This is a genomic window from Peribacillus sp. NJ4 (assembly GCF_030348345.1).
Lineage (GTDB): Bacteria > Bacillota > Bacilli > Bacillales > DSM-1321 > Peribacillus.
Genome location: NZ_JAUCFQ010000001.1, coordinates 2,350,910 through 2,374,690, shown reverse-complemented (window position 1 = coordinate 2,374,690; position 23,781 = coordinate 2,350,910). Strand labels below are relative to the sequence as shown.

The 23,781-nt window shown below is 39.5% G+C and carries 29 protein-coding genes; 4 read left to right on the top strand and 25 right to left on the bottom strand.

All coding sequences use genetic code 11. From position 1 onward, the window contains the following. From QUF94_RS11955 to QUF94_RS11930, 6 genes are all read right to left on the bottom strand, one after another. Positions 1 to 666, bottom strand: coding sequence for a 3-oxoacid CoA-transferase subunit B (locus tag QUF94_RS11955; protein ID WP_289316047.1), 666 nt, complete (start codon positions 664 to 666; stop codon positions 1 to 3). Further along, on the bottom strand, positions 633 to 1,343 hold the full coding sequence (locus QUF94_RS11950) for a CoA transferase subunit A (protein WP_289318356.1): 711 nt from the start codon (positions 1,341 to 1,343) through the stop codon (positions 633 to 635). Before QUF94_RS11950 ends, QUF94_RS11955 begins: the two co-directional genes overlap by 34 nt. A 2-nt stretch (positions 1,344 to 1,345) precedes the next feature. After that, a complete protein-coding gene (locus QUF94_RS11945) occupies positions 1,346 to 2,710 on the bottom strand; it encodes an aspartate aminotransferase family protein (RefSeq protein ID WP_289316046.1) in 1,365 nt (454 codons plus the stop codon). A 182-nt stretch (positions 2,711 to 2,892) separates the two neighbouring features. After that, the gene (locus QUF94_RS11940) at positions 2,893 to 3,222 is read right to left on the bottom strand and encodes a hypothetical protein (protein WP_289316045.1); all 330 of its coding nucleotides are present in this window, start codon (positions 3,220 to 3,222) and stop codon (positions 2,893 to 2,895) included. Between the two features lie 222 nt (positions 3,223 to 3,444). Continuing rightward, complete coding sequence (locus tag QUF94_RS11935; RefSeq protein ID WP_289316044.1) at positions 3,445 to 4,419, bottom strand: S66 family peptidase; 975 nt, start codon at positions 4,417 to 4,419, stop codon at positions 3,445 to 3,447. Between the two features lie 358 nt (positions 4,420 to 4,777). Further along, positions 4,778 to 4,933 carry a YjcZ family sporulation protein gene (locus QUF94_RS11930; protein ID WP_289316043.1) on the bottom strand — a complete coding sequence of 52 codons (156 nt, stop codon included), beginning with the start codon at positions 4,931 to 4,933 and terminating at the stop codon, positions 4,778 to 4,780. 308 nt (positions 4,934 to 5,241) lie between these two features. On the opposite strand from QUF94_RS11930, the gene QUF94_RS11925 reads away from it, so the two are divergent. After that, complete coding sequence (locus QUF94_RS11925; RefSeq protein WP_289316042.1) at positions 5,242 to 6,330, top strand: SGNH/GDSL hydrolase family protein; 1,089 nt, start codon at positions 5,242 to 5,244, stop codon at positions 6,328 to 6,330. 54 nt (positions 6,331 to 6,384) lie between these two features. On the opposite strand, the gene msrB is transcribed toward QUF94_RS11925, so the two are convergent. Both msrB and msrA read right to left on the bottom strand, forming a co-directional pair. Further along, positions 6,385 to 6,813 carry a peptide-methionine (R)-S-oxide reductase MsrB gene (gene msrB, locus QUF94_RS11920; RefSeq protein ID WP_289316041.1) on the bottom strand — a complete coding sequence of 143 codons (429 nt, stop codon included), beginning with the start codon at positions 6,811 to 6,813 and terminating at the stop codon, positions 6,385 to 6,387. Then, positions 6,803 to 7,345 carry a peptide-methionine (S)-S-oxide reductase MsrA gene (gene msrA, locus QUF94_RS11915; RefSeq protein ID WP_289316040.1) on the bottom strand — a complete coding sequence of 181 codons (543 nt, stop codon included), beginning with the start codon at positions 7,343 to 7,345 and terminating at the stop codon, positions 6,803 to 6,805. Before msrA ends, msrB begins: the two co-directional genes overlap by 11 nt. Positions 7,346 to 7,533: 188 nt before the next feature. Between msrA and QUF94_RS11910 the strand changes: the two genes are divergently transcribed. Further along, positions 7,534 to 8,277, top strand: coding sequence for a DUF4397 domain-containing protein (locus QUF94_RS11910; RefSeq protein ID WP_289316039.1), 744 nt, complete (start codon positions 7,534 to 7,536; stop codon positions 8,275 to 8,277). Positions 8,278 to 8,326: 49 nt separating this feature from the next. Here the strand turns inward: QUF94_RS11910 and QUF94_RS11905 are convergent, their stop codons facing one another. The 11 genes from QUF94_RS11905 to QUF94_RS11855 form a co-directional block, all read right to left on the bottom strand. Further along, entirely contained in the window at positions 8,327 to 8,911 is a 585-nt protein-coding gene (locus QUF94_RS11905; RefSeq protein WP_289316038.1) for a YpmS family protein, read from the bottom strand. Further along, entirely contained in the window at positions 8,908 to 9,750 is an 843-nt protein-coding gene (locus QUF94_RS11900) for an SGNH/GDSL hydrolase family protein (RefSeq protein ID WP_289316037.1), read from the bottom strand. The genes QUF94_RS11905 and QUF94_RS11900 overlap by 4 nt, the downstream gene beginning before the upstream one ends. A gap of 280 nt (positions 9,751 to 10,030) precedes the next feature. Then, a complete protein-coding gene (locus tag QUF94_RS11895) occupies positions 10,031 to 10,621 on the bottom strand; it encodes an SCO family protein (RefSeq protein WP_289316036.1) in 591 nt (196 codons plus the stop codon). A 151-nt stretch (positions 10,622 to 10,772) separates the two neighbouring features. After that, positions 10,773 to 11,615 carry a DegV family protein gene (locus QUF94_RS11890; protein ID WP_289316035.1) on the bottom strand — a complete coding sequence of 281 codons (843 nt, stop codon included), beginning with the start codon at positions 11,613 to 11,615 and terminating at the stop codon, positions 10,773 to 10,775. 228 nt (positions 11,616 to 11,843) lie between these two features. Next, on the bottom strand, positions 11,844 to 12,089 hold the full coding sequence (locus QUF94_RS11885; RefSeq protein WP_289316034.1) for a DUF2535 family protein: 246 nt from the start codon (positions 12,087 to 12,089) through the stop codon (positions 11,844 to 11,846). Between the two features lie 154 nt (positions 12,090 to 12,243). Further along, a complete protein-coding gene (tatC, locus tag QUF94_RS11880; RefSeq protein WP_289316033.1) occupies positions 12,244 to 12,990 on the bottom strand; it encodes a twin-arginine translocase subunit TatC in 747 nt (248 codons plus the stop codon). Between the two features lie 86 nt (positions 12,991 to 13,076). Beyond that, the gene (gene tatA / locus QUF94_RS11875; protein WP_034307557.1) at positions 13,077 to 13,268 is read right to left on the bottom strand and encodes a twin-arginine translocase TatA/TatE family subunit; all 192 of its coding nucleotides are present in this window, start codon (positions 13,266 to 13,268) and stop codon (positions 13,077 to 13,079) included. A 193-nt stretch (positions 13,269 to 13,461) separates the two neighbouring features. Beyond that, positions 13,462 to 14,730: a threonine ammonia-lyase IlvA gene (ilvA, locus tag QUF94_RS11870; protein ID WP_289316032.1), complete on the bottom strand. Its 1,269-nt coding sequence runs from the start codon at positions 14,728 to 14,730 to the stop codon at positions 13,462 to 13,464. Between the two features lie 151 nt (positions 14,731 to 14,881). Then, positions 14,882 to 15,367, bottom strand: a complete 486-nt coding sequence (locus QUF94_RS11865) for a dihydrofolate reductase (RefSeq protein ID WP_289316031.1) — start codon at positions 15,365 to 15,367, stop codon at positions 14,882 to 14,884. Beyond that, complete coding sequence (locus QUF94_RS11860) at positions 15,364 to 16,158, bottom strand: thymidylate synthase (protein WP_289316030.1); 795 nt, start codon at positions 16,156 to 16,158, stop codon at positions 15,364 to 15,366. Before QUF94_RS11860 ends, QUF94_RS11865 begins: the two co-directional genes overlap by 4 nt. Positions 16,159 to 16,215: 57 nt before the next feature. After that, positions 16,216 to 16,926 carry an anthrax toxin lethal factor-related metalloendopeptidase gene (locus tag QUF94_RS11855; RefSeq protein ID WP_289316029.1) on the bottom strand — a complete coding sequence of 237 codons (711 nt, stop codon included), beginning with the start codon at positions 16,924 to 16,926 and terminating at the stop codon, positions 16,216 to 16,218. Between the two features lie 223 nt (positions 16,927 to 17,149). On the opposite strand from QUF94_RS11855, the gene QUF94_RS11850 reads away from it, so the two are divergent. Next, positions 17,150 to 17,392: a hypothetical protein gene (locus QUF94_RS11850; protein WP_289316028.1), complete on the top strand. Its 243-nt coding sequence runs from the start codon at positions 17,150 to 17,152 to the stop codon at positions 17,390 to 17,392. 52 nt (positions 17,393 to 17,444) lie between these two features. Here the strand turns inward: QUF94_RS11850 and QUF94_RS11845 are convergent, their stop codons facing one another. The 4 genes from QUF94_RS11845 to QUF94_RS11830 form a co-directional block, all read right to left on the bottom strand. After that, positions 17,445 to 17,624 (bottom strand): hypothetical protein, encoded by a 180-nt coding sequence (locus tag QUF94_RS11845; RefSeq protein WP_289316027.1) that lies wholly within the window; start codon positions 17,622 to 17,624, stop codon positions 17,445 to 17,447. Between the two features lie 393 nt (positions 17,625 to 18,017). Next, entirely contained in the window at positions 18,018 to 18,545 is a 528-nt protein-coding gene (locus tag QUF94_RS11840; RefSeq protein WP_289316026.1) for a dihydrofolate reductase family protein, read from the bottom strand. 209 nt (positions 18,546 to 18,754) lie between these two features. After that, positions 18,755 to 19,525 (bottom strand): TerC family protein, encoded by a 771-nt coding sequence (locus QUF94_RS11835; protein ID WP_289316025.1) that lies wholly within the window; start codon positions 19,523 to 19,525, stop codon positions 18,755 to 18,757. Between the two features lie 199 nt (positions 19,526 to 19,724). Continuing rightward, entirely contained in the window at positions 19,725 to 20,342 is a 618-nt protein-coding gene (locus tag QUF94_RS11830; RefSeq protein WP_289316024.1) for a YpjP family protein, read from the bottom strand. A gap of 446 nt (positions 20,343 to 20,788) precedes the next feature. Between QUF94_RS11830 and ggt the strand changes: the two genes are divergently transcribed. Continuing rightward, on the top strand, positions 20,789 to 22,471 hold the full coding sequence (ggt, locus tag QUF94_RS11825) for a gamma-glutamyltransferase (protein WP_289316023.1): 1,683 nt from the start codon (positions 20,789 to 20,791) through the stop codon (positions 22,469 to 22,471). Here the strand turns inward: ggt and QUF94_RS11820 are convergent. After that, a complete protein-coding gene (locus QUF94_RS11820; RefSeq protein ID WP_289316022.1) occupies positions 22,468 to 23,256 on the bottom strand; it encodes a class I SAM-dependent methyltransferase in 789 nt (262 codons plus the stop codon). The genes ggt and QUF94_RS11820 overlap by 4 nt on opposite strands. Positions 23,257 to 23,323: 67 nt before the next feature. Beyond that, positions 23,324 to 23,761, bottom strand: a complete 438-nt coding sequence (locus QUF94_RS11815) for a BrxA/BrxB family bacilliredoxin (protein ID WP_289316021.1) — start codon at positions 23,759 to 23,761, stop codon at positions 23,324 to 23,326. Positions 23,762 to 23,781 lie beyond the last annotated feature (20 nt).

Sequence of the window (23,781 nt, the reverse complement as noted above, 5' to 3'; positions counted from 1 at the left end):
TCATTCTTTTAAAATATGGATGTTTTCAGAGACGGTAAACGAGGCTTCAGTTCGATTCCTGATTTCCTCAATACCGGACGTATCAAATACATCTGTTAAGAGGAGACCCTCGGAATTTACAGAAAACACGCCCAGTTCAGTGATGATCATATGTACGCATTTCTTGGCAGTTAACGGCAACGTACATTTTTTGACTAATTTAGACATGCCCGCTTTATCGGTATGTTCCATTAATACGATGACCTTTTTTGCCTTTGCAGCTAGTTCCATGGCACCACCCATGCCTGGCACCCTCTTTCCCGGGACAATCCAATTAGCGAGATCCCCTACTTCACTCACTTGAAGGGCTCCTAGAATCGTGATATCCACCCTCCCGCGCCGTATCATCCCAAATGCAACCGTACTGTCGCAGTAGGAAGCCCCGGGTCTTATTGTGATCGGTAGTCCCCCGGCATTGCAAAGATGTGCATCTTCCTTTCCCTTTTCAGGAGAACTGCCAATCCCCACAAGGCCATTTTCAGCATGAAACATAACTTTATGGTCATTCAAAAGATGATTGGGTACAAGCGATGGAATGCCAATTCCCAAATTGACCAGCATCCCATCGCTTATTTCTGCTGCTGCCCGTTTCGCTATTCGATTTCTATCTTCGGTTCCCAAACCCATTTCCAATCGACTCCTTTTGATGGAATGATATAATCCACAAAGGCACCCGGCACAATGATGCTCTCTGGATCCAAAGAGCCAAGCGGAACGATTTGCATGGCTTCGACGATCGTGATTTGTCCAGCCGCAGCTACGAGTGGGTTCGTGTTCCTGGCGCTTTTATCAAAGATGAGGTTTCCATAAGGATCTGCCATTTCTGCGTAAACAATGGCGATATCTGCTGTTAATGCAGGTTCCACCAGATAATTTTTCTTACCTAGCTTTACGGTTTGCTTGCCGTCCCGGACGATATCGGTTTCAATTCCTATATCAGTCAATACCCCACCTAATCCCATCCCTCCAGCCCGGATGCGTTCGACAAGTGTTCCTTGCGGAGAGAACTCCACTTCGAGTTCCCCATTGTTCATTAATAGTCCTGCATTTGGATTGGAACCGATATGGGAAACGATGATTTTTTTTGCACGGCGTTGGGTGACCAGTTTTCCGATTCCAATATCGGGGAAACCTGTATCGTTCCCAATCAAGGTTAAATCCTTTATACCTGACTCCAAAATCAAATTGATCAATCCCGGAGGTGTCCCTATACCACCGAATCCCCCATACAGGATGGACTGATTATCTTTAAAGAGATGGAGGACATCCTCCAAACGACAAATCTTCTGGAATGTATTTTCCAACACTATGACTCACTTCCTTGGTGTGATGGCCGTTTACCAATGGATTCATTAAATTGCCGAAAAGTTATATCGACCCTCATTAACAATTCTGCACACTCCTCTTCCGAAATCGTTAACGGCGGGGAGATGATGATGGCTGCCCCGGTTACACCGTCTAGGCCTGCTGCTGCGGGATATAGGAGTATCCCATTCCTCATTCCCAATTCAATGATTTTATTGGTCACATCGGCCTCCTTCGGAAATGGGGCCTTTGTGGCTTTATCCTGGACAAATTCGACGCCAATCAATAAACCTCTGCCACGTATATCACCGATAAAGGAATACTTCCCTGCTAACTTCTTCAGCCCCCTAATCAGGTCCTTCCCTCTATCGGCTGATTTTTCGACAAGATCATTCCTTACGACATATTCTAAAACCGCTAAAGATACCGCACACGATAATGGATTGGCACTAAGCGTATGTCCTCCGATAATTGACTTCGAGCCTTTCATTATTGGCTCCATCACGTTTTTGGTCATTACTGTGGCGGCTATCGGGGTATACCCCCCACTCATGCCTTTACCAAATGTTACGATATCAGGTTCCACATCCCAATATTCTGAGGCAAGCATCTTACCGGTACGTCCAAATCCAGTCATGACTTCATCAGCAATGAATAAAATATCATTCTCTTCACAGATTTTCTTCAGTTTTCGAAAATAACCATCAGGAGGGACAATCGCCCCTCCAGCTGCCCCGATAACAGGTTCTGCGATGAAAGCCGCTATATTTTCACTGCCAATACGCCGGATGGATGCTTCCAATTCCGAAGCACAGGCCATTCCGCACGAATGGGGATCAAGTTGAAGTGGACACCGATAACAATATGGAGGAGATACAGAAGGATATGATTCAAGCAAAGGGGTAAATCGCTCTCGGCGAATCGGATGCCCAGACATTGAAAGAGCCCCCATCGTGATGCCATGGTAGCTCATCCACCTCGATATGATTTTCTGTTTCTTGGGCTTCCCTTTTTCCTGCCAATGCTGAATGGCTATCTTCAAGGCAGTTTCAGTTGCTTCGGAGCCGCTGTTTACAAAAAAGCTGTAGGTCAGTTCCCCTTTGGTCAATTCAGCAATTTTTCCGGCAAGTTTCTCTGCAGCATCATTGGTAAATTGGGAACGATATACAAATGAAACCAGTTTAGCCTGTTTTACCATCGCCTCCATGATTTCCTGGACCCCATGGCCAATATTGGCAGTAACAGCACCTGAGGAAGCATCCAAGTAATCCTTACCTTCTTTGTCGTATAAAAACACTCCTTGACCATGACTGATAGTCGGGTAGGCTCCTCCCAGGACCGGCTTGATCAATGAAGACTGCTCCATAAGCCCACACTCTCCTTCTCTTTAAAAACAAATGCAATATAGTAAAGTGTATGTCCAGATGAACGCAATCTTGCTAAGGAAATTGACCTAAGCAAATAAACGGATGAATTTTTGGGTTTCCTGGTGAATCGGCCAAAAAAAGGCGACAAAAAAAGTGTATCCGCGAGAGATACACTTTTTTCTTACAATGCGCTAATTAGTTCTTTTTCACGAATTGACTCCAAAAAACTTTCATCCTTTAAAACAGCCAGCACATTTTTATAAAAAGCAGTTTTATCGATAACTGAAGTATGTAGATATTCATACTCTTTTAAAGAAGGATGACGCAAAACATTTTTCATGCAGGAATGACAAACTTTTTTAGTTCCTAACTTATAGTAGTTCAAGTTGCTTGCATCACCATTAGAAGTGTCTCCGTTACAAACGAAACATGTATGGCTCACACGGCCTTTTTTATTATACTCGGCCAAAACCCCTTCTAAACGAATGGATGCGGGAATTGTTAATAACACATAATCACCTTTTCTATTTTAAATCTCTTAGTATTATATCAGAAAAATATAGAATTTGAACTATTAGACTCATATTCCCTAATAATGCTTGTAAAATAGGACAATTTTCAGGTGCTGATTAGAGGAAAGACTCCTAAAACACAGCAAAATGTAAAATACATTTATCCAAATCCCGACAGATTAAAATACCGTCCACTTTTTGAACGGCGTCTTCAAACTGTGTCATGAATTTATCTGAATCGTCGCTTTTCCGTTCTTTACCTTCATTATTGCTTTTGAACCAACCGGCACCGTTACAAATGGATGAACATGACCAAAATTGGCATTAGCGATCACGGGTATGCCATTTATCTCCTTTTTGCCAGCGATGATTTCATGCAAAGCATATTCGGTCATCCCCGAATCCTTTTGGAAACGGCCTATGATGATTCCTTTAATCCCAGTTGCCTCTGGCTGATGTAGCAAGGATTGTAAATCCCGGTCAAAACTGAATGGATGACTTTCTTCGTCATCTTCAATGAAAAGGATACTATCCTTTAAAGACGGCATAAACTCAGTACCTTGTAATAGATTGAGTGTGCAAAGATTTCCCCCAATGATCGTCCCAGCCGCTTCCCCTTCCTGAATGACCATATAACCAGCATTCGGGTGGAAAGTTCGGTCATCCTGTTCTAAATGCCAAGAGTCATCACTCCACGTTTCACTTGGCTCAAGATAAAAGCCTTCACTTTCAATTACAGCCTTTTTAAAATAGTCCATCGTATATTCCAGACCTGCCTTCATCCCGAACGTCGAGAAATGAGGACCTGAGTATGTAGTTAGGCCTGTTTTTTTATGAATGGCCAATAAAATTGCGGTTATATCACTATACCCCATCAACACTTTTGGATTTTCCTTAATCAAATCGTAGTCGATATATCGTAACAATTGGTTAGCGTTATACCCCCCGATGGCTGTAAAGATTCCCTTAACATTCGGATCCCTGAAAGCCTCATGTAAATCTTCGATCCGGTCTTCAATCGAATTCGAAAAAAAGTCATCATGGAACAAAGCCGTTTTACCATATGTCACTTTAAAACCAAGCTCAATCAATCTTTCTTCTGCCAATCTGCGTTGTTCCCCTTTGACAATCGCCAAGCTTCTTGAAGGAGCAATAACGCGAATTTCATCCCCAGCTTGTAAACGGGAAGGTTTCATATCTTTATCCCCCTAAATTAATACATCTTTCGTTATTTTAGCAGAAATGTTGAACAAAGAAAAATCAAGACTCTTAAGGACTGCCACTCAACCCATTCTCTTATCGACCTTTCTTACATCAAAACTGGGATCATGATTTCCTTATAGATCCTTTGGCCTCGTTCTACCCACCAATGGCATCCTCTCTTCATTCCCGTTGTGCCAGGAATCGTTATGTATCGCCTGTCCCATGATTACACTGTATTTATCCATGTCTTATCAGTAATCACTATGGATTCTAAAAAGGCCCCCGTCAAACCACCAAATCCTTACATAAAGAAAAGACCAGCTTTATAAACTGGTCTCTTTAGTTATTCAATTAGCAACAGAATGAAGCACCGATGATAATCAACAGAATGAACAAGACAACGATTAATGCGAAGCCTGATCCAAATCCGCAGCAACCTCCACCAAATCCACCGACGCCACCATAACCGTAACCTGGTCCTGGAACATTTCCACCATATCCGTACATTAAGTTTCACTCCTTTTAGAATTCTGATTTCTCTTTACACCTTACCATATGTCAATAAGCCCGCCTCGGTCTGTGTATTTGCCTATTTTTTTGGATTTAAGAAAAAACTTATCGAAAAACACCTTCATCACCATTAAACATTCAATAGGTGAAACACCAAGAGTAGCCATGAAAAATGTCAATAAAACGTTTCGTATTTATTGTGTTACTTTAAAATTGGGATATAATAAGAAAAAAACAATTCTTAGCCTCTTTACGCTATCTCATGCCAATATAGATACATAAAAGGTTAATACGGGGGAACATAATTGAAAAAGAACGCAAAATCCTTCATCCCTTTCGCTGCAATCGCCACGATCCTTCTAATCAGCTATATCCTTCAAAAAGCTCCTAAATCATATGGATCGGATGATTCGATAAATGTTTATCAAAAATTCCAAACAGGCCAGCCCATTCAGTATCTCGTTATTGGTGACAGTATCGGAAGAGGGTCGGGAGCTGAAAACCCTAATCTAACATGGTTCAAACAGTTAGAAAATAAGTTGATCGAAACCAATGATGTTCCTTTACACGGAGAATACGTGGTCCAAAGCGGATCCACTGCTTTTGAAGGTCTATTTAAGCTTTCCCAAAGAAAGAAGCCTGACCATAAAGATTTGATTTTCTTCGTTTTCGGTGAAAATGACCGTAAATATATGAATGTCGATGATTTTACCATGACATATGAAGCTTTAATCAGAAAGGCAAAAGGACTCCACCCTAATGCTGAATTGTTCACAATAACAGAGAGTTCCTTGAAATATGAGGAATTTGCGTCAGCCATCGTACTTTTATCCAAACATTATGGTGCAACTAATGTGGATATGCGTCCAATATTCAAGCATTCTGGATATACGGAAAAACAGCTGACCAGAGATTTGATTCATCCAAATGGGCTAGGTTATAAATTTTATGCTAATGAAATATACGAACGCTTCCTTGATAATATAGAACGCGGGAAGACTGTTTCAGGCCTGCCATCTAAGCTTCATGACCATTCAGAATTTGAATTATCCGAAATTGAACACTATGAAAAAATGAAAGGTTTCCGTCAAAGGGGCGGCTATTTCACTAGTAGTATAAAGGGCAGTGTGATTGAATATAACTTCAAAGGAACTATGCTTGGTGTGAGACTGCTTAGGAGTCCCGATGGCGGGGAAGTAGATGTATGGATCGATGGAAATGAAATCACCACTTTGAATACGTGGTGGCCCTTTGCCCGTGAAAGATATTTATTTATCGCTAATGGGCTTCCTCCAGGTTCTCATACGGTCCGTTTTGAGGTGACTGGCAGAAGTAAAGCAATGGAGCTTACAACCATCCCATATGTCCGGATAGCATCGATCATTACCGATTGAATCCTACCCGATATTAAATAACCCCCTATCATTATCTGATAGGGGGTTTTCCATTCAATCAAAAAGCTTTTTGTATTCTCCATATCCTTCTTTTTCAAGATCTTGGAGCGGGATGAACCTCAATGAGGCAGAATTGATGCAATACCGTAGTCCTGATGGTCCAGGCCCATCATTAAAGACATGGCCCAGATGAGAATCGGCAGTTTTTGAGCGAACCTCGATTCTTCTCATTCCGTAACTCGTATCGAGGTTTTCCACCACTTCCTCTTCTTTTAGCGGTTTAGTGAAGCTTGGCCAACCACAGCCTGAATCGAACTTTTCCTTTGAAGTGAAAAGAGGATTACCTGAAACGATGTCCACATATAACCCTTCCTCCTTCAAGTTCCAATATTCATTGTTAAAAGCTGGTTCCGTTCCATTATTTTGAGTGACTTCATATTGAATCGCTGAAAGTTTCTGTTTTAATTCTTCTTTACTTTTCATCCTTTTCCCCCCAGTGATGTTGTATAAATGCTTTTCGGCCTGAGCCAATCGAATATCTTTCATAATGCTCAGGTTGCTTTTTATAATAATGCTGGTGATATATCTCAGCTGGATAAAAAGTTTTGGCTGGTATAACCGGCGTTACGATCGGTTTGGAAAATTTCCCGCTCGCCTGCAACTTAGCTTTGGATGCTTCAGCAATTTCACGTTGTTTTTCGTCATGATAAAAAATGGCCGTTTGATAAGAACTTCCCCGGTCATGAAATTGTCCGCCAACATCTGTCGGGTCAATTTGCTGCCAAAACAACTCGATTATTTTTTCGTATGGATATACGCTTGGATCAAAGGTGATCTGCACAGCCTCATAATGTCCCGTGGTTTCAGAACAAACTTCTTTGTACGTGGGATTTTCCGTAGTCCCGCCCGTATAGCCCGAGATAACGGATTCGATACCAGGCTGTTCATCGAACGGTTTCACCATGCACCAAAAACATCCACCTGCGAATGTTGCTTTCTCTAATTGCTTTGTCAAATGAAAATCCTCCTTTTTTACAAACAATCCATTGAATGCATTTTAACGCTTTTATTTTGCTCTGTAAAATAATATGCCGATCGTCCCTTTTAACATAAATGGCCCCTTTCCTTTTAAGGGAGGGAAACACACGCCCAAGCATAACTACATATGATGAGTCCATAATGGAAAAATGTGAGGTGTTGGAAATGAGCGATAAACAATCATATTTACAAAAAGCGGGTACTTATGATTTACTATCGTCTTATTATAAATACAGTAATCCGCATCTGCATGATTATTATTACCATAAGCATTTGAAAAGTCTCAATAAAGCAACACAACTATCGAGATATGAGCAAATGAAAGTCATATTGCCCGCACAAGTTCGCATTGTACACGCTTCCCCAACAGCTCCCTCATTTGATGTTTATGTAAATGAAAAGTGCATTCTCAACAATCTTTCATATAAAGAAAGCAATGGTTATTCACAGCTTTCCCCTGGCATATGCCAATTGCAGATATACCGCAGCGGGCAAAGCACCTCACCCCTTTTAGGCTGTAAAGTGGCGCTAGAAAGCGGGAAGTCCTATACCATAGCAGCTTCCTTGGCTAATGAGTCGTTGAAAATGTCACCTTTCGAAGATAATCCATTGGTTCCTCAAAATGAAGCCAAGGTCCGATTCATCCATCTTTCCCATGGTTTACCTTCGGTGGATATTGCCGTCAAAGACGGAGATGTCGTTTTTGAAAATCTCGATTTCAGGAAAGCATGCGATTATCTTAATATACATCCCATGATAGTCGACTTCGAAGTCAGGAAAGCTGGGACAAAAGAGATCATACTCTCTTTGCCAAACAATGTTTTCCAAGAAAATACATCCTCAACCATTTATATAATCGGATTGAATCGAAAATCATCCACTCCAGAAACCTTAACGCTCTCCCCATAAATGATAAAAAACCAGGATTCATTGATCCTGGTTTTTTATCATTTCACTATTACTGTAATGATGATGGGATGGTCAATAAAAATGAAATGTCATCATTCTCAAGATCGAAATCTTTCGCCTTCACCCTAATGTCGCTTTTCAATTCCATATCCTGCAATGACACATAAATACTTTCGTCATTGGGGCTGATGCTAACCCAATCCGGCATGTTATAACGCTCATTTATTAGATTCATTACATATGAAACAGGAAGATTCATTTGTCCAACAGCAATTGATTTTTGTTTTAAGACCAAATCCCCATTCTTTTGGGCAATTGGCTCAAAAGTCAATTTCATTTCAACTTCACGATTGAAAAATGGCATTGTTCCATATAACTCTACCTCATCCGTTAAATACACTTCGTAGTGAATCGATCCCGTCAATCCTTCTTTATCTAGATATTGGTTGATTAATCTTGTCAGGTCTTCCCGATTCGTGTGAACTTGAAATTGGATATCTTCTTCGTGGCTTACTTGTGGAATCAGCTCTTTATCTTTAGCCGGCAGATTTACTAAAATCACAACAAACAGGATGACCAGGATGTTTAGGGCTAATAGGGAAATAAACAAAGTCTTCCATTTGACATTTGTCATTCTTGGTCATCATCTCCTTTGGCACTCGCTTCCAACGTGTCCTTTCCAATTGTGGTAATATCCATATCATTATAGATTCTTGTCGCGATTAATTCATATCCGCGGTCATTTGGATGAAAATAATCCTCAGCATAAAGCAAATCCTCTTCGGAATTCTTGAAAATGTCTGCTATTTCAATAAAATAGGCTGAATCATATTCTTCAATAATCTCTTTTCCGCTTTCATTCCAATCATTCATGATCATATCAAGTTCATAAAAGTCAGCGAACCATTTGGAGAATGGATTATAAACGCCAACAAGGTAAATTTGCGCATGATCATTTTCGGAACGAACCTTATCAAGTATCTGCCTTAATCTTTTTTCATACCCTATTTTTGCCGAATCAAACTGATTCAGTTCCAAGTTGGAGAAATTCTGTTTAAAGACCTTCATGATATCATTTCCACCGATTGTGACAACAATCGAGTCAGCTTGCTTAATGTCTTCTTTAATCCTAGCCTTATCCAGTCTTTTCAATAGTTGGTCGGTCCTATTTCCACGTATGCCATGATTAATCATCTCAACGGAAGTAATCGATGGTTCTTTTTCCAGCTTATTTTGTAAATAAGGCAGATACCCGCCGTTATCTTTACTATCACCGACACCTTGAGTCAAGGAATCGCCAATTGAAACGATTTGCACAGGGTCTGGAAAAAAGCTGGCAGGAATGGTTTCCTTTTTACTCAGCTCAACTATGCTTTTCTGCTGAACAGATGGCTGCTTTGAGGCCGGTTCACTTTGACCGCAGCCTGAAATCCAAACTAGGCATATGAAAAGACAGGTGATTCTGTACCTCATGTCCCTCACCTTCCTACCCATATATTATATCATGCAGAAAACGAAAAATTGCAAACAATATACCTTCATCATACTTTTATCTTGAGCATTCCATACAATATGAAAAATGAAGTGAATAAAAGCTAGTCCTATAAAATTTAGCATGTACTGAGGATGTAAAATCATTCTTCACCACTGCTGTTTCTTCAAAAACTAATTTTCACTTTTTCACCTTTCAAAATGCTAAAGAAATCCGAATGAAAAATGGATGAAAACAGAAAGAACAGGTCATTTAACCTGTTCAATAATTCTGTAAAATTTTAATATGCTTAATAATTTCTTCAAAGGGAATATCCTGCAGACCTGTATAATCCATAATGATCTTTCCTTCTTGATCAATTAGAAAAAAGCTGGTCCCATGAATCACTTGATCTTCTCTTTCTGGTTTTTTGACGATTGTTTTAAAGTTATCCAATGCAAACTGCTCGATTTCTTCCTGACCATAACCGGTCAGAAAATGCCAATTGCCGTAATCCACATTAAATTGGTCACCAAACTTTTTTAAAACATCAGGTTTGTCAATTTCCGGGTCCACAGAAAAGGAAACGAACTCTACATCCGATATACCCTCAGCCTTCAGTTGCTGCTGCAGTTTAGTCATATTGGAAGTCATGGGCAGACAGACCGTCTCGCAGCTTGTGAAAATAAAATCCGCTACCCAAACCTTACCTTTAAGATCGCTTTTTGAGAAAGGCTTTCCCTCCTGATCAATGTAACTAAAATCTTCAAGGTCCCAATTCTTGGCATCAGGTACACCATTGGAACCGCATGCTGTCAACAGCAATAAAATTGATGCCCCCATAGCTGCCATAAGCAATTGCAGCTTTCTCATCCCTACCCCGTCCTTTATGTATAAAATATTCTGTTACTTCATTTATTCTAACAGACCATTTGGTATGAGAACAGCAACACTTTCTACGAATTAAAGACAATTGTAAAAATGACAGACCTCTGCGGCTGCAATTTCATACACTTTATACATATCAATCCCAATAATACATGATTGCCATGGCGCCTTCACCCGTATGGGTACTGACAACGGCAGTGGTTGCTTCTATCTTTACATCTTGATACCCTGTTAATTCTGCAATGGCCTGGCGGACTTTATCCGCAATTTCAAGTCCATTTGCATGTACAAAACCAATGCCTCTAACTTTTTTGCCTTGTGTATCTTCTTTGAACTTCTTGATGATGAACTTCACGACCTGTGACTGGCTCCTAGCTTTGGATACAGGATTCAGTACACCATCGTCCAAAAGTGCAATCGGCTTTATGTGCAGCAGTGAACCGATAAATGCAGAAACTTTTCCAATCCTTCCACCTTTAACGAGGTTATCAAGCGTTTCAATGACAATGATTAAACTTGACTGCTTTTTAATATGTTCCAGTCGTTCGATTATCTCTGGTACGGATTTCCCTTCCTTTGCCATCTTCGCTGCCTCGATCACCTGAAATGACATCGCTTTCGAAATGAATTTCGAGTCAAGTACGGTTACTTTCGCTTCAGACATGCTGGCTGCGCTTTCCGCTGAACGTACAGTGCCGCTCATGCCACCTGTCATATGAATCGAAATAATCTCACTGCCGTCTTTTCCGAGTTCATTATATACCTCAACAAAGGTACCTGCGGCTGGTTGTGAGCTTTTTGGAAGTTCTTTTGACTGGTTCATCCTTTTCAAGAATTCTTCTTGTTCGATTTCAACCTTATCCAAAAAAGTCTCTCCATCTATAAAGATAGATAAAGGAACCATTGTAATGTCATAAAATTCTAGTTCTTCTGGTGTCATATCTACTGTAGAATCTGTTACTATCTTTACTTTTTTCATCATTACACATCCCTAAATTAACATATCTATTGTATTATACCTATTCAAGGTACGCATTCAAACTAAAGGTATCTTTTTTCAAGTGAAAGGATACTCATCTTTCGAAATGATTACAAAAAAAAAAGACCGTCCCATTAGCTAACCTGAACACATGCCGTTTTATTTCGGAATCGCACGGCATTCGTGGCATCTCTTTTATCGGAGATGGTAGCTATGGAACAGTCCGCATTAAGCATTATTGAGTAAGCTTCCAAAAAAAATCTTGTTATAAACGGGCCATTTGAGTACGGATGCTAAATAATGCTTAAATGAGTAATTTTCTTTATGATCTTTATTAGCAAAAACTTTCTTTACAAATATTTCCAAACGCACGGTCAACATAAAAAAATTCGGATCACTAGGCAGTAAGACAGGTATTTCTGAAATTGTGACCTTATGTCCAAAACAATCTTTGAATTCCAAGCATTTGAACATCAAAATATCAATCCTCATTTTTAACCGATTGCTTACATTATACACAATAAATCAAAAAGTATAAATATTCAAATGTATAAAAAAATGGACAAATCACGCTTGACTTACATTACAAAAAAACCCATAATGGCAAAATGCCATCATGGGTCCCCTCTTATAAACCTTCCTCGTAGCTGCCTTCCCGCAAACTTTCACGCTTCACCCTTCGTTTATAGACGACTTTAGATAATGAAATGCTGATTTCGTATAATAACAGCAGTGGAACCATTACCATAAAGTCGGACATAAAGTCAGGCGGCGTAATCGAGATCGCAATGACAACCAGTACAAAATATGCATACTTCCTTAACTTTTGAAGCACATAAGGATTAATTATACCAATGGAGGTCAAAAACATGGTAACGACCGGAAGCTCGAATAAAACGGCAAAAGGTATCGTCATATTAAGTAGGAATGAAAAGTACTTATCCGCTGTAAAACTGGTTATGAACATCCCATCGCCCAATTCAATCAAAAATTGAAGAATCGTCGGGAAGATGACAAAATAACCAAAAGCAAGCCCTCCGACAAAAAGCAAGAAAAGTGCTGGAATATAGGCAAGGGTCGCTCTTACTTCATTTGGCATCAAGGCGGGTTTAACGAATAACCATATTTGCAGAGCAATTATCGGTATCGTTGCCGCAATGGCTACGACGCCTGAAAGCATAAAGTAAATCCAGATAATATCACTTGGTCCCAATACCATCAGGTCAAAATCGAGATCCTTCACGAACCAATTATAAATCTCTTCAACATAAATAAAACTGGCGATAAAAAAGATGAAAAAAGCAACAGCAGTAATGATGAGCCGTTTTCTCAATTCATCGAGATGATCGATGATATTTAATTCTTTATCTTCCAAAGTTGATCACGCCTTCATCTGAAAATCCGTATCTTTGTTCCAGCATAAAGGCGCAAGACGATTACATCTTACGCCCAGCATTTCAATCATTCATGATTTTTTTGTTGTAATTTCTTATCTTCTTCATAATCACCTTTTGTTAAGTCACTCGTGGACTTTTTAAATTCACGAAGTGTCTGTCCAAAAGCACGGCCAATTTCTGGAAGTTTCTTCGGACCAAAGATAATTAATGCCAATATTAAGATGAGAATCAGACCAGGTACTCCAATGTTCGACATAGATACATCCCCTTTGGTGTTGTAATTAGACCTACTCCGATTATAATACCATTTCCAACCAATTGAAAGGGAACTGGCAATTCGTCATAGAATGGTAACAATTTTCGACAGTATGGCCGTAACGACTGTGCCGGCAGAATAAAATGTAAAAACATAGGTATTATTCTATCCTAATTTAACATTTTGTCCATGATTAAATCAATAAATGAAATAAATTACTGTCTTTATTGACCTCAACGAAAGAGAATCCTTTTTTGTTCATCCTTTGAATGAGCCCTTGATAATCATTTTTATCCTTTAGCTCTACACCAACCAGGGCCGGCCCGCTTTCTTTATTGTTTTTCTTCGTATATTCAAATCGGCTTATATCGTCATTCGGTCCTAACACCTCATCAAGGAATTCCCTTAAAGCACCAGCGCGTTGCGGGAAATTCACGATAAAATAATAAAGCAGTCCTTCATATAATAAGGATTTCTCCTTAATTTCCTGCATACGACCAATGTCGTTATTCCCTCCGCTGACCATGCAAACAACCGTTTTTCCTTTGATTTGTTCTTTGTACAAATCCAAAGCGGCTACAGAAATGGCCCCTGCCGGCTCAGCAACAATTGCATGCTGATTATATAAATCGAGAATCGTCGTGCAGATCTGCCCTGAAGGAACGACAACGATATCTTCCAGGTTTTCCTTACAGAGCTGATATGTCATCTGTCCTACACACTTGACAGCTGCTCCGTCAACAAATGTATCTATGCTTTCAAGTTCAGAAACTTTTCCTTCCTTGAAGGAGTATTCCATCGAAGCAGCCCCAAGCGGCTCCACGCCAATGCATTTCGTTTTTGGTGAAACCGATTTGAAATAACTTGATACTCCGGCCATTAAACCGCCACCGCCGATAGCGGCAAATACATAATCAATTCCATCTTCACAATCATTCAGGATTTCTACAGCCGTTGTTCCTTGCCCGGCGATTACCTTTTCATCGTCAAATGGATGGATAAAGGAACGCTCTTCTTTTTCACAGCATTCCATCGCCATGGCAAATGCATCATCGAATGTATCTCCGATCAGGATGATTTCCACATTATCCCGACCAAATAATTGAACTTGATCGACTTTTTGCCTTGGTGTTGTAGCAGGCATATAAATTTTTCCGTGGATACCTAATTGACTGCAGGAAAAAGCAACTCCCTGTGCATGGTTACCTGCACTGGCACAAACGACTCCATTCTTCGTCTCTTCCTTGGTCAAGCTTTTCATTTTATAGTAAGCCCCTCTTAATTTAAAGGAACGTACATGTTGAAGGTCCTCGCGTTTTAAATATACATTACATTCATATTTTTCAGAGAGCCTCTGATTTTTTTGTAAAGGAGTATGTAAAACGATTTCTTTCAGTTCTCTGTAGGCAATTAGAATATCTTCCAATTGAATCCCCCTATTCATGGATGCTGTCTGGTTCATATCAATCCCTCATTTCCTTCCTAATCAATTCAATCATTATAGCACTTTACTGTTATTAATGTAATTGATTTTTCTAAAAATTCTATCTTTTGTTCATTCCATACCAAAAAAAATCCGATTATGGTTACTTCCCCATAATCGGATTAGTCATTTATTTTTTTTGTAGAATAATAAAATCATGTGCATATCGATTTTTTTCATCGATGCTGCCTGGGTTTGAGGAAATTTTATCCCATTCATTTTCATCAATCACGGGAAAGAAAGTATCACCTTCAAAGGTTTCATGAATTTCCGTTATATACAGGCGGTCGGTAACAGGAAGGATTTCCTTGAAGATTTCGGCTCCGCCAATCACGAAGACTTCCTCATCACTATTGTCTGCAAACGTTTTGATTTGTGTAATATCATGTAATACTACGCAACCTTCCGCTTTAAAATCCTGATTGCGGGTAACGATGACATTTTGACGGCCAGGCAGTACCCTGCCGATTGATTCAAATGTTTTTCTGCCCATGACGATTGGATGCCCCATCGTCACTTTTTTAAAATACTGTAAATCGGCCGGTAGATGCCATGGCAGTTTATTGTCTTTCCCGATCACACGATTTTGATCCATGGCCACTATCAACGATATCATATGCTAACCTCTCCTTTTATATGGGGATGGGCTTCGTAATTTTCCAAAACGAAATCCTCGAAGCTAAAATCAAAGATATTTTTCACTTCCGGATTTATTTTCATGATTGGCAATGGTTTCGGATCACGAGTCAACTGCAGTTCCACTTGTTCAAGGTGGTTAGAGTAGATGTGGACATCCCCAAAAGTATGTACAAATTCGCCAACTTCCAAATCACACACCTGCGCGATCATCATCGTTAGGAGCGCATAAGAGGCAATATTAAAAGGAACACCTAAAAAGACGTCCGCTGAACGTTGATATAGCTGGCACGAAAGCTTGCCATCAGCCACATAGAATTGAAAGAAAGCATGGCAAGGCGGCAATGCCATTTCGTCTAGTTCCCCAACATTCCAAGCACTCACTATCAACCTTCTTGAATTTGGATTCGTTTTGATTTGTTCGATCAATTCACTGATCTGGTCGATTTGCCTTCCATCAGCCGCTCCCCAAGAACGCCATTGATGACCATAAATCGGACCTAATTCTCCCTTTTCATCAGCCCATTCATTCCAAATGCGTACGGAATTTTCCTGAAGGTAGCCAACATTTGTATCACCCTTCAAAAACCATAATAGTTCATGGATAATCGCTTTTAAACTAACCTTTTTCGTTGTAAGGACAGGGAACCCATCTTTTAAATTAAATCTCATTTGATATCCGAAGGTACTGATCGTCCCTGTTCCCGTACGATCACCTTTTTGAGTGCCATTCTCGAGTACATGCTTACATAAATCTAAATATTGCTTCATGATAAACCACCTTTTCTACTTTCATTCTCCTTATTTTAACGTATTATAGCCCAATGTTTAATCTAATTGTTTAATAAAACTATAAGTCTCGGGTGCTTTTTTTCTAAGTAATTGATTTTGTTCGAAGTTTACATAAAACATAGCAAACGTTTCTGCAAAGTATTCTTCAGGATAATTGGAAAAATACGACTGTCCAGGAAACAGTCCTTCCACTTCCTTGCCCCAAATCTTCAAATAATCCATGTCTTCACGGATACCATCATAAACTATATTATCAATGGAATGCCCTAGCTCATGCAGTTCCAAATTAACGGATCCATGCCCGTTACCCTTGTCACTTGCTCCGATTTTAACCAATACGGTATGAGATCCGCCCATCCCAGGTACATCATCCCAAGTTGTTTCTTTATTCAAATAACCACGGGGGGATTTTCCCTTTAATTTAGCCGCAGATTGATTTTCTGTTAAATTACCATTAAATAGTTTGACCCTCACACCTCTGTCAGCAGTCTTCACTAAAAGGGAATGAGGCAGTTTGTTTATTGTTCCAACAATTCCCAATGCTTCCTTTTCATTGTATTTCCCTTCTGGAAATAAAAATATTCTTTGTAATTCTTTATTATCATTAAAAATATCTGCTTGTCTTAATAGGTTATCTTTGGGCAAATTCCGCCATTTTACCCCTTCATCCTTTGCTAGGGAATAGGAGAGCATCGAGAGGAAAAAGGCAAATAATGCAAGAACGGTTAACCATTTTTTACTTTTCACAATCTTCTCCCCTTTCAATCATTTCTCATTATCGTCAAGAAATATATGTATTTTTAAATCTATAAATCTTCAACACTATTATATTAGTATAACATATTGATTTAATGTAAAAACTCTATGTTTTTTTGGTAATTTTGGTTCCAGCCCATTCCTGAAAAGAACCAATGTTCCGCTCTTTTCATATATCAACAGTATATAATCGTAAAAGGTTTAAGGTGATTGCATGGAAACCAATAATAAAAACGCCAGCTTGAATGAGCACCGTGAACTTGCTGAAGAAGTCCTTGATATTTACAGTTTAAAAGTGTTCATCATTCTCGACCTTTTTTTGTTCTCCATTTTCTTTGGCATATTGCTGCATCCGTTACTCCCTTCTCTCTGGCTTAACATTTTATTGCCTTTGATTTTCTTCACTACATTTACCGCCCTTCTTCAATTACTTGATATTCTCCAAAAAAAAAGCTGACATCATATTTGATGTCAGCACAGACTGTATGCAAACTCGATGAAAAGACATTTCACCTACAATTTTTACTTTTATAGAATTTCAAGCTGATTTCAGAAATCCGCTCCCTTTCCGCCGACTGTCTACCAAGCCGCACCAAAGCAAGCGTCTGTGGGGTCTTGGCTAGCCCGTTATTCGGCAGGAGTGTCGCAAATTTCTTCAATCTTGTAAGGGTTTCATCCGTATTAACCATGTAAAAAAACATGAAGGATAATCAAGTTTTCTTTTAAAATCATGTTTCTTGGTGAGATCAATCCGAACCTCCAGACTATAGACAAATTTGAAGAAACGCTAGTTTGCCTTAACGGGTTCTGATAACTGTCTCAAAATCTTTATTTGTTCTAAAAAATTTATGTTATGTGTAACTAATTGCACCGTGTTTTGCGGTGCTTTTTATATATTTCAATAAAAAAAGCACCGTTCTTTAAACTGTGCTCTTCCTCATATTTATCTTTATTAACTATTTGCACTAAAGCTCACCGTTAGTTGTATAAACATCCATTAATTTTTCGAACGATTTTCAGTAAAAAGTGTAATTGAAAAGGTAAAAATCTTCCCCTACTAAAAAAGGGAAAGATGATGAAAATTATTTTTTTATATAATGAAGCATAGCAAGTTGACCTAATTTTTCCACTTTGGTTAATGTGTATTTTAGGGTAATATCATCTCCGATATAAAGGGAGATTCCTTTCCCCAAAATAATGGGTGCAATGGCTAGTTGGAATTCATCAATTAAATTTTCTTTAAAAAATTCACGAGCTATGTTTCCTCCACCAATTAACCATATATCTTTACCAGGCTTTTGTTTTATATTTTTAATGAAAGTTTTGACATCTTCATCAATAAATGAAGCATATTCATCTGATCCACTAACAGATTTAGAAAATACATAATTTTTATAATCACTATAAGGATAATCCATATCAAATCCACGAATGACATCATAAGTTCCTTTTCCCATAACAACAGTGTCAATTCTTTCCAGGAGTGAATTGTAGCCAGAATCTCCTTCTACTTCTGTTGATTCTAACCACTCTAATGTACCATCATCATTTGCAATATAGCCATCAATTGAAGTACCAATGTATAAAATAATGTTACGCTGTTTTTCCATCAACCAACTGATCCCCCTCGGAACATAAACTTGATATTTCTTCATATAAACCATCTTGTAATTCCATTGATACTTCCTCCAGGTAAGACACCACTCTTTACAAGGTTAATTCTTCACTAAATTTGAAAGGGGGTCGGGATGAGAACATTCCGAATCCTTTTGTCAACAAAAAGCTGACATCATTTTTGTGTCAGCTTTTTACATAGTGCTCAACCATGATCTTTGAGCTTTTTCCCTTTCTTCAAATGAATTACGATCGTGGTGCCGAAAATCATCAAGATAAAGGCAAAAAAGATCGTAGGAGGGATTTCGATCCCTGCAACGGCGATTAGCATTTTTATAGCAATGAACCCGATAAGCACATATGCGGCAGTTTCCAATTCAGGAACCTTGTCTATCAATTTTAAAAATAAACCTGCGACTCCCCGCATCATCAAAACACCAATCATCCCGCCGGTCAGAAGGACCCAGACCTTTTCACTCACCCCGAAAGCGGCCAAGACACTATCGACGGAAAATGCTATATCCATCAATTCCACTGCCGCAACCGTTCCCCATAATGTACCAAACATACGGATTAGTAAGCTGTTTTTACTCATTCCCTGGATATCTTCATCGGTCCCCGCTTGTTTTTTCCTTTTATCCCTAAAGTATTTAAACGAGAGCCAACCAAGATAGGCTGCTCCAATCACCTTCACCCACCAAAGCTTAATGAGGAAAACACCGATTCCAATCGCTATAAACCTAAAAGCGTAAGCACCTAATAATCCATAAAAAAGTGCTTTTTTCCGTTGTTTTTCCGGAAGATGCCTGACCATTACAGCTAATACCAAAGCGTTATCCGCCGATAGTAATCCTTCCATTAATACAAGTGTTCCTATCAATCCCCAGCTCACAGGGTCGGATAAAACCTCCACCCACATATGCCAATCAAAAAATTGAGCATATGTTTGAATGATGTTATTTAACAACTCTGACATGATAAAGACTCCCCTGCTACTATTACAGCAAAATTAGAAAACCATTTAAAATAACATTCTTCCCAGTAATGATAAAAACTCTACTATGTTTTAAACACAAAATAAATACGTTGCATGACAACGTATCATTTAATGCCTATTAGAAATTTCATTTTCATCATACGCTTACACTTAATTAAAATCAACGAAACCATCCACACTATGAGAGCCTTTGTTTACTCGTCCACTCTGGCGGCGTATTTTTATCCCAATATATTTTCCCTATATCATAATGGGAGGCAAATGAATCATGGTAGGTATGATAGTGAAAATTGAACCAATATCCATCCAGTGGAGGATTTTCCTGCCTTACATGGAATCTGATGATATCCCTGCCGCTATTAGAATCATAAATATGAAAAATTTTCTCGGCCCTGCCAGCACTCGGCTGCTCAGTGATGGTTAATTGCTGTAATTTTTCATCTGGAAATTGGGCAGCCATTTCTGTAATGGCTTCTTCCATTTTTGGTAATATTACCATTTTGAACTCATCGCCTATTTTAGGATTGATCTTATCGCCAAATTTCATAAATGCGTTTTCCTCTGCTTTATTGAATATGTCCGATAAAAATTCTTCCCGGTCGAATTCCTCTTCAGGTTCAGTCGGTTTCTGTGAAGAAAGATAGGCTAACCCTTCTTCATCCATCAACCCTTTTTTAGTATCCTTTAACGAATCGGCTTCAGCAAGCCACGCCAGATCTGAAGGAGTGACAAGACCAAACGTTAAAACGGATACTAAAATGACCAGACTTTTCCTGAACCAAACCGCTGCTTTCAAATCACACTCCCCCTCCTTTTTTGTATTATCATTATATTTAGTATACTTTTATTTTTTAGTAATTACGAATATATAGTTACCCATGTTTCAAAAATCAAAAAAAAGGATAAATACCTATATAAACTTTATAAACCCGAACTTTTTTTACTAAATATCAACAATTCTAAAATTAAATGAAGGATTTTGACGATATTTGGAGAACTTAATTAGATTCAAGTCTTTTTAAGGAGGGGTCTTATATGGCTTTGACTACGACTGCCATGGTGGCTTTATGTCTTGTAACATTAGCATTTTTCGTATATTTAGCATTTGCTGATTAAGAATAAATAAATACCTACGAAAAATCTCCTTGTCATTTATACACAATGACAAGGTTTTCTTTTCACACAATCACATAAAGCCTTACCTTCTGGCAGATAAAAGGACTGAATACTGGAGGAATCATTATGGAACACACCAATGAACACACTAAAGATAAAGATTACAAGAGGGAAACAGCTACAGGGAACGCCGGAATGGTCGTTACCGCTCATCCCGTAGCCACTTCCATTGGGGAAAAAATATTACGTGAAGGTGGAAATGCTGTCGATGCGGCGGTCGCCATCCAATTTGCCCTGAATATTGTAGAACCCATGATGACTGGAATCGGCGGAAGTGGTTTCCTTATGGTATATAACGCTAAAGATAAGAAAACAAAAATATTCGATGGCCATGTTAGAGCACCTAAAGCAGCGCATCGAGACATGTTTCTTGATGAAAAAGGGGAAGTCATCCCCTTTAAAGAACGCTCGATCAAAGCTACAGCGGTTGGAATTCCTGGAATACTGAAAGCTATGGATGAAGCACTCTCCGAATATGGAAGCAAGCCTTTAGCTGACCTCATCGAGCCATCCATTGAATTTGCAGAAAAAGGAGTTCCCGTCAATTGGGTCCTTTGCGATGCTCTTAAAAATTTTGAATATCGATTGGGCGACGAAGCCCGTAAGTTCTTCATGCCAAACGGAAAACCCTATCAAGATGGCGAATTGCTGATAAAAGAAAATTTGGCGAATACCTATCGGATATTGCAACGTGAAGGCGTTTCCGCATTTTATGATGGTGAAATCGGAGAGGGCATCATTTCCTGTATACAGGAATTGGGAGGGTTCATGGAGCTTTCTGATTTACAGGATTATAAAGCAACGATTGATGAACCAATGTATGGGACTTATAAGGATTATCGAATTGCATCATCCATGGCCCCAAGTGCAGGCGGATTCACGGTCATTCAAATCCTGAAAATATTGGAGAGCTTCCAAATCGAACAATATGACGTCCGTTCTTGGGAAAAATATTACTTGATTGCAGAAGCGATGCGTCTTGCATTTACAGATAAAAAGGCATTTCTCGCTGATCCCGAATTTGCCGAATTGCCATTAGCGGGTCTACTGCATGATGAATATATAGCCAAACGCCGCTCATTCATTAATTTCAAAGCAAGGAATAATGCCATTGACTTCGGAAACCCTTGGATATATGATTCCGTGAAACAAAGGGAAGTCATTCCGCAACCTAATGACGAAGATATCAGTGAAACGACACACTTCACGGTCCGTGACAGATGGGGTAATATTGCAGCTTGCACTTCTACAGTTGAACATCCATTCGGCTCAGGCATCATGGTTTCCGACTATGGTTTCATGCTGAATAATGAACTGACTGATTTCGATTCCATTCCTGGGGGCATGAATGAAGTGCAGCCCAATAAACGCCCTGTCAGCTGTAAAAGCCCGACCATCATCTTTAAAGACGGCGAGCCGATTTTGACGCTAGGATCACCTGGAGGACCAACCATCATCAGTTCAGTCGTCCAAACGATCATCAATGTACTCGATTTAAAAATGGACTTGAAAGCAGCCATTGAAGAACCTAGAATTTTCACACCAATGGGCCCCCATATTGAATGGGAAGCAGGAATGGATATGACTAGCAAAGGTCACTTGGAAGGAATGGGCTTTGCCTTTAATGAAGTTCCCCACTCTATAGGGAATGTCCAAGCCATTCAAATTAATCCTGATGGTTCGAACTATGGTGCTGCCGATTCAAGCAGGGAAGGTTGTGCAATGGGATTAGACGAGACAGATTATTAATCCTGATCAAGAATGGAAATGAAGCCAAAATGAAATTTGGATGTTTTTCTCTTTAATACCTCAAATCCAAATTCCTCAAAGCGGGAACTGCGAAAATGGTCTTTCAACACGACTCTCTTTCGCGCAACCCGCTTGGCTTCTTTCATTATTTCCATCGATAAATCCTTATCTTCCGCAAAATGAGTCAACCCCTTGATTCCATTCGATTCCTGAATCGTTTCCTCAAACATGGGATCGAAATATACGACATCAAAATGATCATCCGGCAATGCTTTCAATATATCGTAATGATCCGCTTGAATGACCTCTATTCGTCTCATCGCTTGTATCATCTTTTCCTCTGCATTCTCCCAGGTCTTCATCCCATGTTCCACGAGCATGGCCAAATATTGATTTCCCTCCAATGCAACAACCTGTCCATGTTCACCAACTGCGAAACTTGCGACAATCGCATCAGATCCCAAGCCCAATGTACAATCAAGCACAGAATCCCCCTCATTTATATCTCCGGCAATGAGAAATGGATCTCTTTCGCCACGAATTAATCGTTTTATTCTGATCATCGCAAGGTTCGGGTGAAAAAAGAATGGTTCTTTTTCTTGGTACCGATATAACTCCATCCGCTTTTTACCAAAAACGAGGCAATCATCTTCATCATGTTCCGATTGGATATCTCTCACCGATCGTTTTCTTCGGGCAATATAGGGAATATGTAATTCTTCAGCTAACCTCTCGGCTAATATCATCGTTTCTTTATCGACTCTTCCTACTGTAGTGACAAACATGAATCCTCCCCCTCCATACTCTATTAAATTTGAAAAGAATGCCCTGTTTCCAGGACATTCTACTTAATCACTTATTCACTTGACTGAATGCTGCCAATAAATTTTCCATAATGGCTTCCATTGGCTGTCCTTCTATATCATGGCGCGGAATGAAATGTAAGACCTCTTTGCCCTTTAGGAGAGCCATGGATGGTGAAGAAGGTTCTATTCCATCGAAGTATTCCCGCATTTTAGCTGTCGCTTCCTTATCTTGACCGGCGAATACAGTTACCAGATGATCAGGCTTATTATCTGCTTGAAGTACGGCTTGAGTAGCAGCTGGACGGGCTAACCCGGCAGCACAACCACAAACTGAATTCACAACCACAAGTGTCGTACCTTCTACGGAATCCATAAAGTTTTCAACCGCTTCGGCTGATACCAACTCCTCAAAACCTGCTTGCACCAGTTCCGCACGCATTGGTTTTACCATTTGTTTCATATATTCATCATATGCCATCGACATAAAAAAACCCCCTTGGTTAC

What these genes read in the sequence shown, in the direction of transcription:
- QUF94_RS11955 (WP_289316047.1), bottom strand. Translation starts at nt 666, where the DNA reads ATGGGTTTGGGAACCGAAGATAGAAATCGAATAGCGAAACGGGCAGCA.
- QUF94_RS11945 (WP_289316046.1), bottom strand. Translation starts at nt 2,710, where the DNA reads ATGGAGCAGTCTTCATTGATCAAGCCGGTCCTGGGAGGAGCCTACCCG.
- QUF94_RS11935 (WP_289316044.1), bottom strand. Translation starts at nt 4,419, where the DNA reads ATGAAACCTTCCCGTTTACAAGCTGGGGATGAAATTCGCGTTATTGCT.
- QUF94_RS11930 (WP_289316043.1), bottom strand. Translation starts at nt 4,933, where the DNA reads ATGTACGGATATGGTGGAAATGTTCCAGGACCAGGTTACGGTTATGGT.
- msrB (WP_289316041.1), bottom strand. Translation starts at nt 6,813, where the DNA reads ATGAAAAGTAAAGAAGAATTAAAACAGAAACTTTCAGCGATTCAATAT.
- QUF94_RS11910 (WP_289316039.1), top strand. Translation starts at nt 7,534, where the DNA reads ATGAGCGATAAACAATCATATTTACAAAAAGCGGGTACTTATGATTTA.
- QUF94_RS11905 (WP_289316038.1), bottom strand. Translation starts at nt 8,911, where the DNA reads ATGACAAATGTCAAATGGAAGACTTTGTTTATTTCCCTATTAGCCCTA.
- QUF94_RS11900 (WP_289316037.1), bottom strand. Translation starts at nt 9,750, where the DNA reads ATGAGGTACAGAATCACCTGTCTTTTCATATGCCTAGTTTGGATTTCA.
- QUF94_RS11895 (WP_289316036.1), bottom strand. Translation starts at nt 10,621, where the DNA reads ATGAGAAAGCTGCAATTGCTTATGGCAGCTATGGGGGCATCAATTTTA.
- QUF94_RS11890 (WP_289316035.1), bottom strand. Translation starts at nt 11,615, where the DNA reads ATGAAAAAAGTAAAGATAGTAACAGATTCTACAGTAGATATGACACCA.
- QUF94_RS11885 (WP_289316034.1), bottom strand. Translation starts at nt 12,089, where the DNA reads ATGTTCAAATGCTTGGAATTCAAAGATTGTTTTGGACATAAGGTCACA.
- tatA (WP_034307557.1), bottom strand. Translation starts at nt 13,268, where the DNA reads ATGTCGAACATTGGAGTACCTGGTCTGATTCTCATCTTAATATTGGCA.
- ilvA (WP_289316032.1), bottom strand. Translation starts at nt 14,730, where the DNA reads ATGAACCAGACAGCATCCATGAATAGGGGGATTCAATTGGAAGATATT.
- QUF94_RS11865 (WP_289316031.1), bottom strand. Translation starts at nt 15,367, where the DNA reads ATGATATCGTTGATAGTGGCCATGGATCAAAATCGTGTGATCGGGAAA.
- QUF94_RS11860 (WP_289316030.1), bottom strand. Translation starts at nt 16,158, where the DNA reads ATGAAGCAATATTTAGATTTATGTAAGCATGTACTCGAGAATGGCACT.
- QUF94_RS11850 (WP_289316028.1), top strand. Translation starts at nt 17,150, where the DNA reads ATGGAAACCAATAATAAAAACGCCAGCTTGAATGAGCACCGTGAACTT.
- QUF94_RS11845 (WP_289316027.1), bottom strand. Translation starts at nt 17,624, where the DNA reads ATGGTTAATACGGATGAAACCCTTACAAGATTGAAGAAATTTGCGACA.
- QUF94_RS11840 (WP_289316026.1), bottom strand. Translation starts at nt 18,545, where the DNA reads ATGGAAAAACAGCGTAACATTATTTTATACATTGGTACTTCAATTGAT.
- QUF94_RS11835 (WP_289316025.1), bottom strand. Translation starts at nt 19,525, where the DNA reads ATGTCAGAGTTGTTAAATAACATCATTCAAACATATGCTCAATTTTTT.
- ggt (WP_289316023.1), top strand. Translation starts at nt 20,789, where the DNA reads ATGGAACACACCAATGAACACACTAAAGATAAAGATTACAAGAGGGAA.
- QUF94_RS11820 (WP_289316022.1), bottom strand. Translation starts at nt 23,256, where the DNA reads ATGTTTGTCACTACAGTAGGAAGAGTCGATAAAGAAACGATGATATTA.
- QUF94_RS11815 (WP_289316021.1), bottom strand. Translation starts at nt 23,761, where the DNA reads ATGTCGATGGCATATGATGAATATATGAAACAAATGGTAAAACCAATG.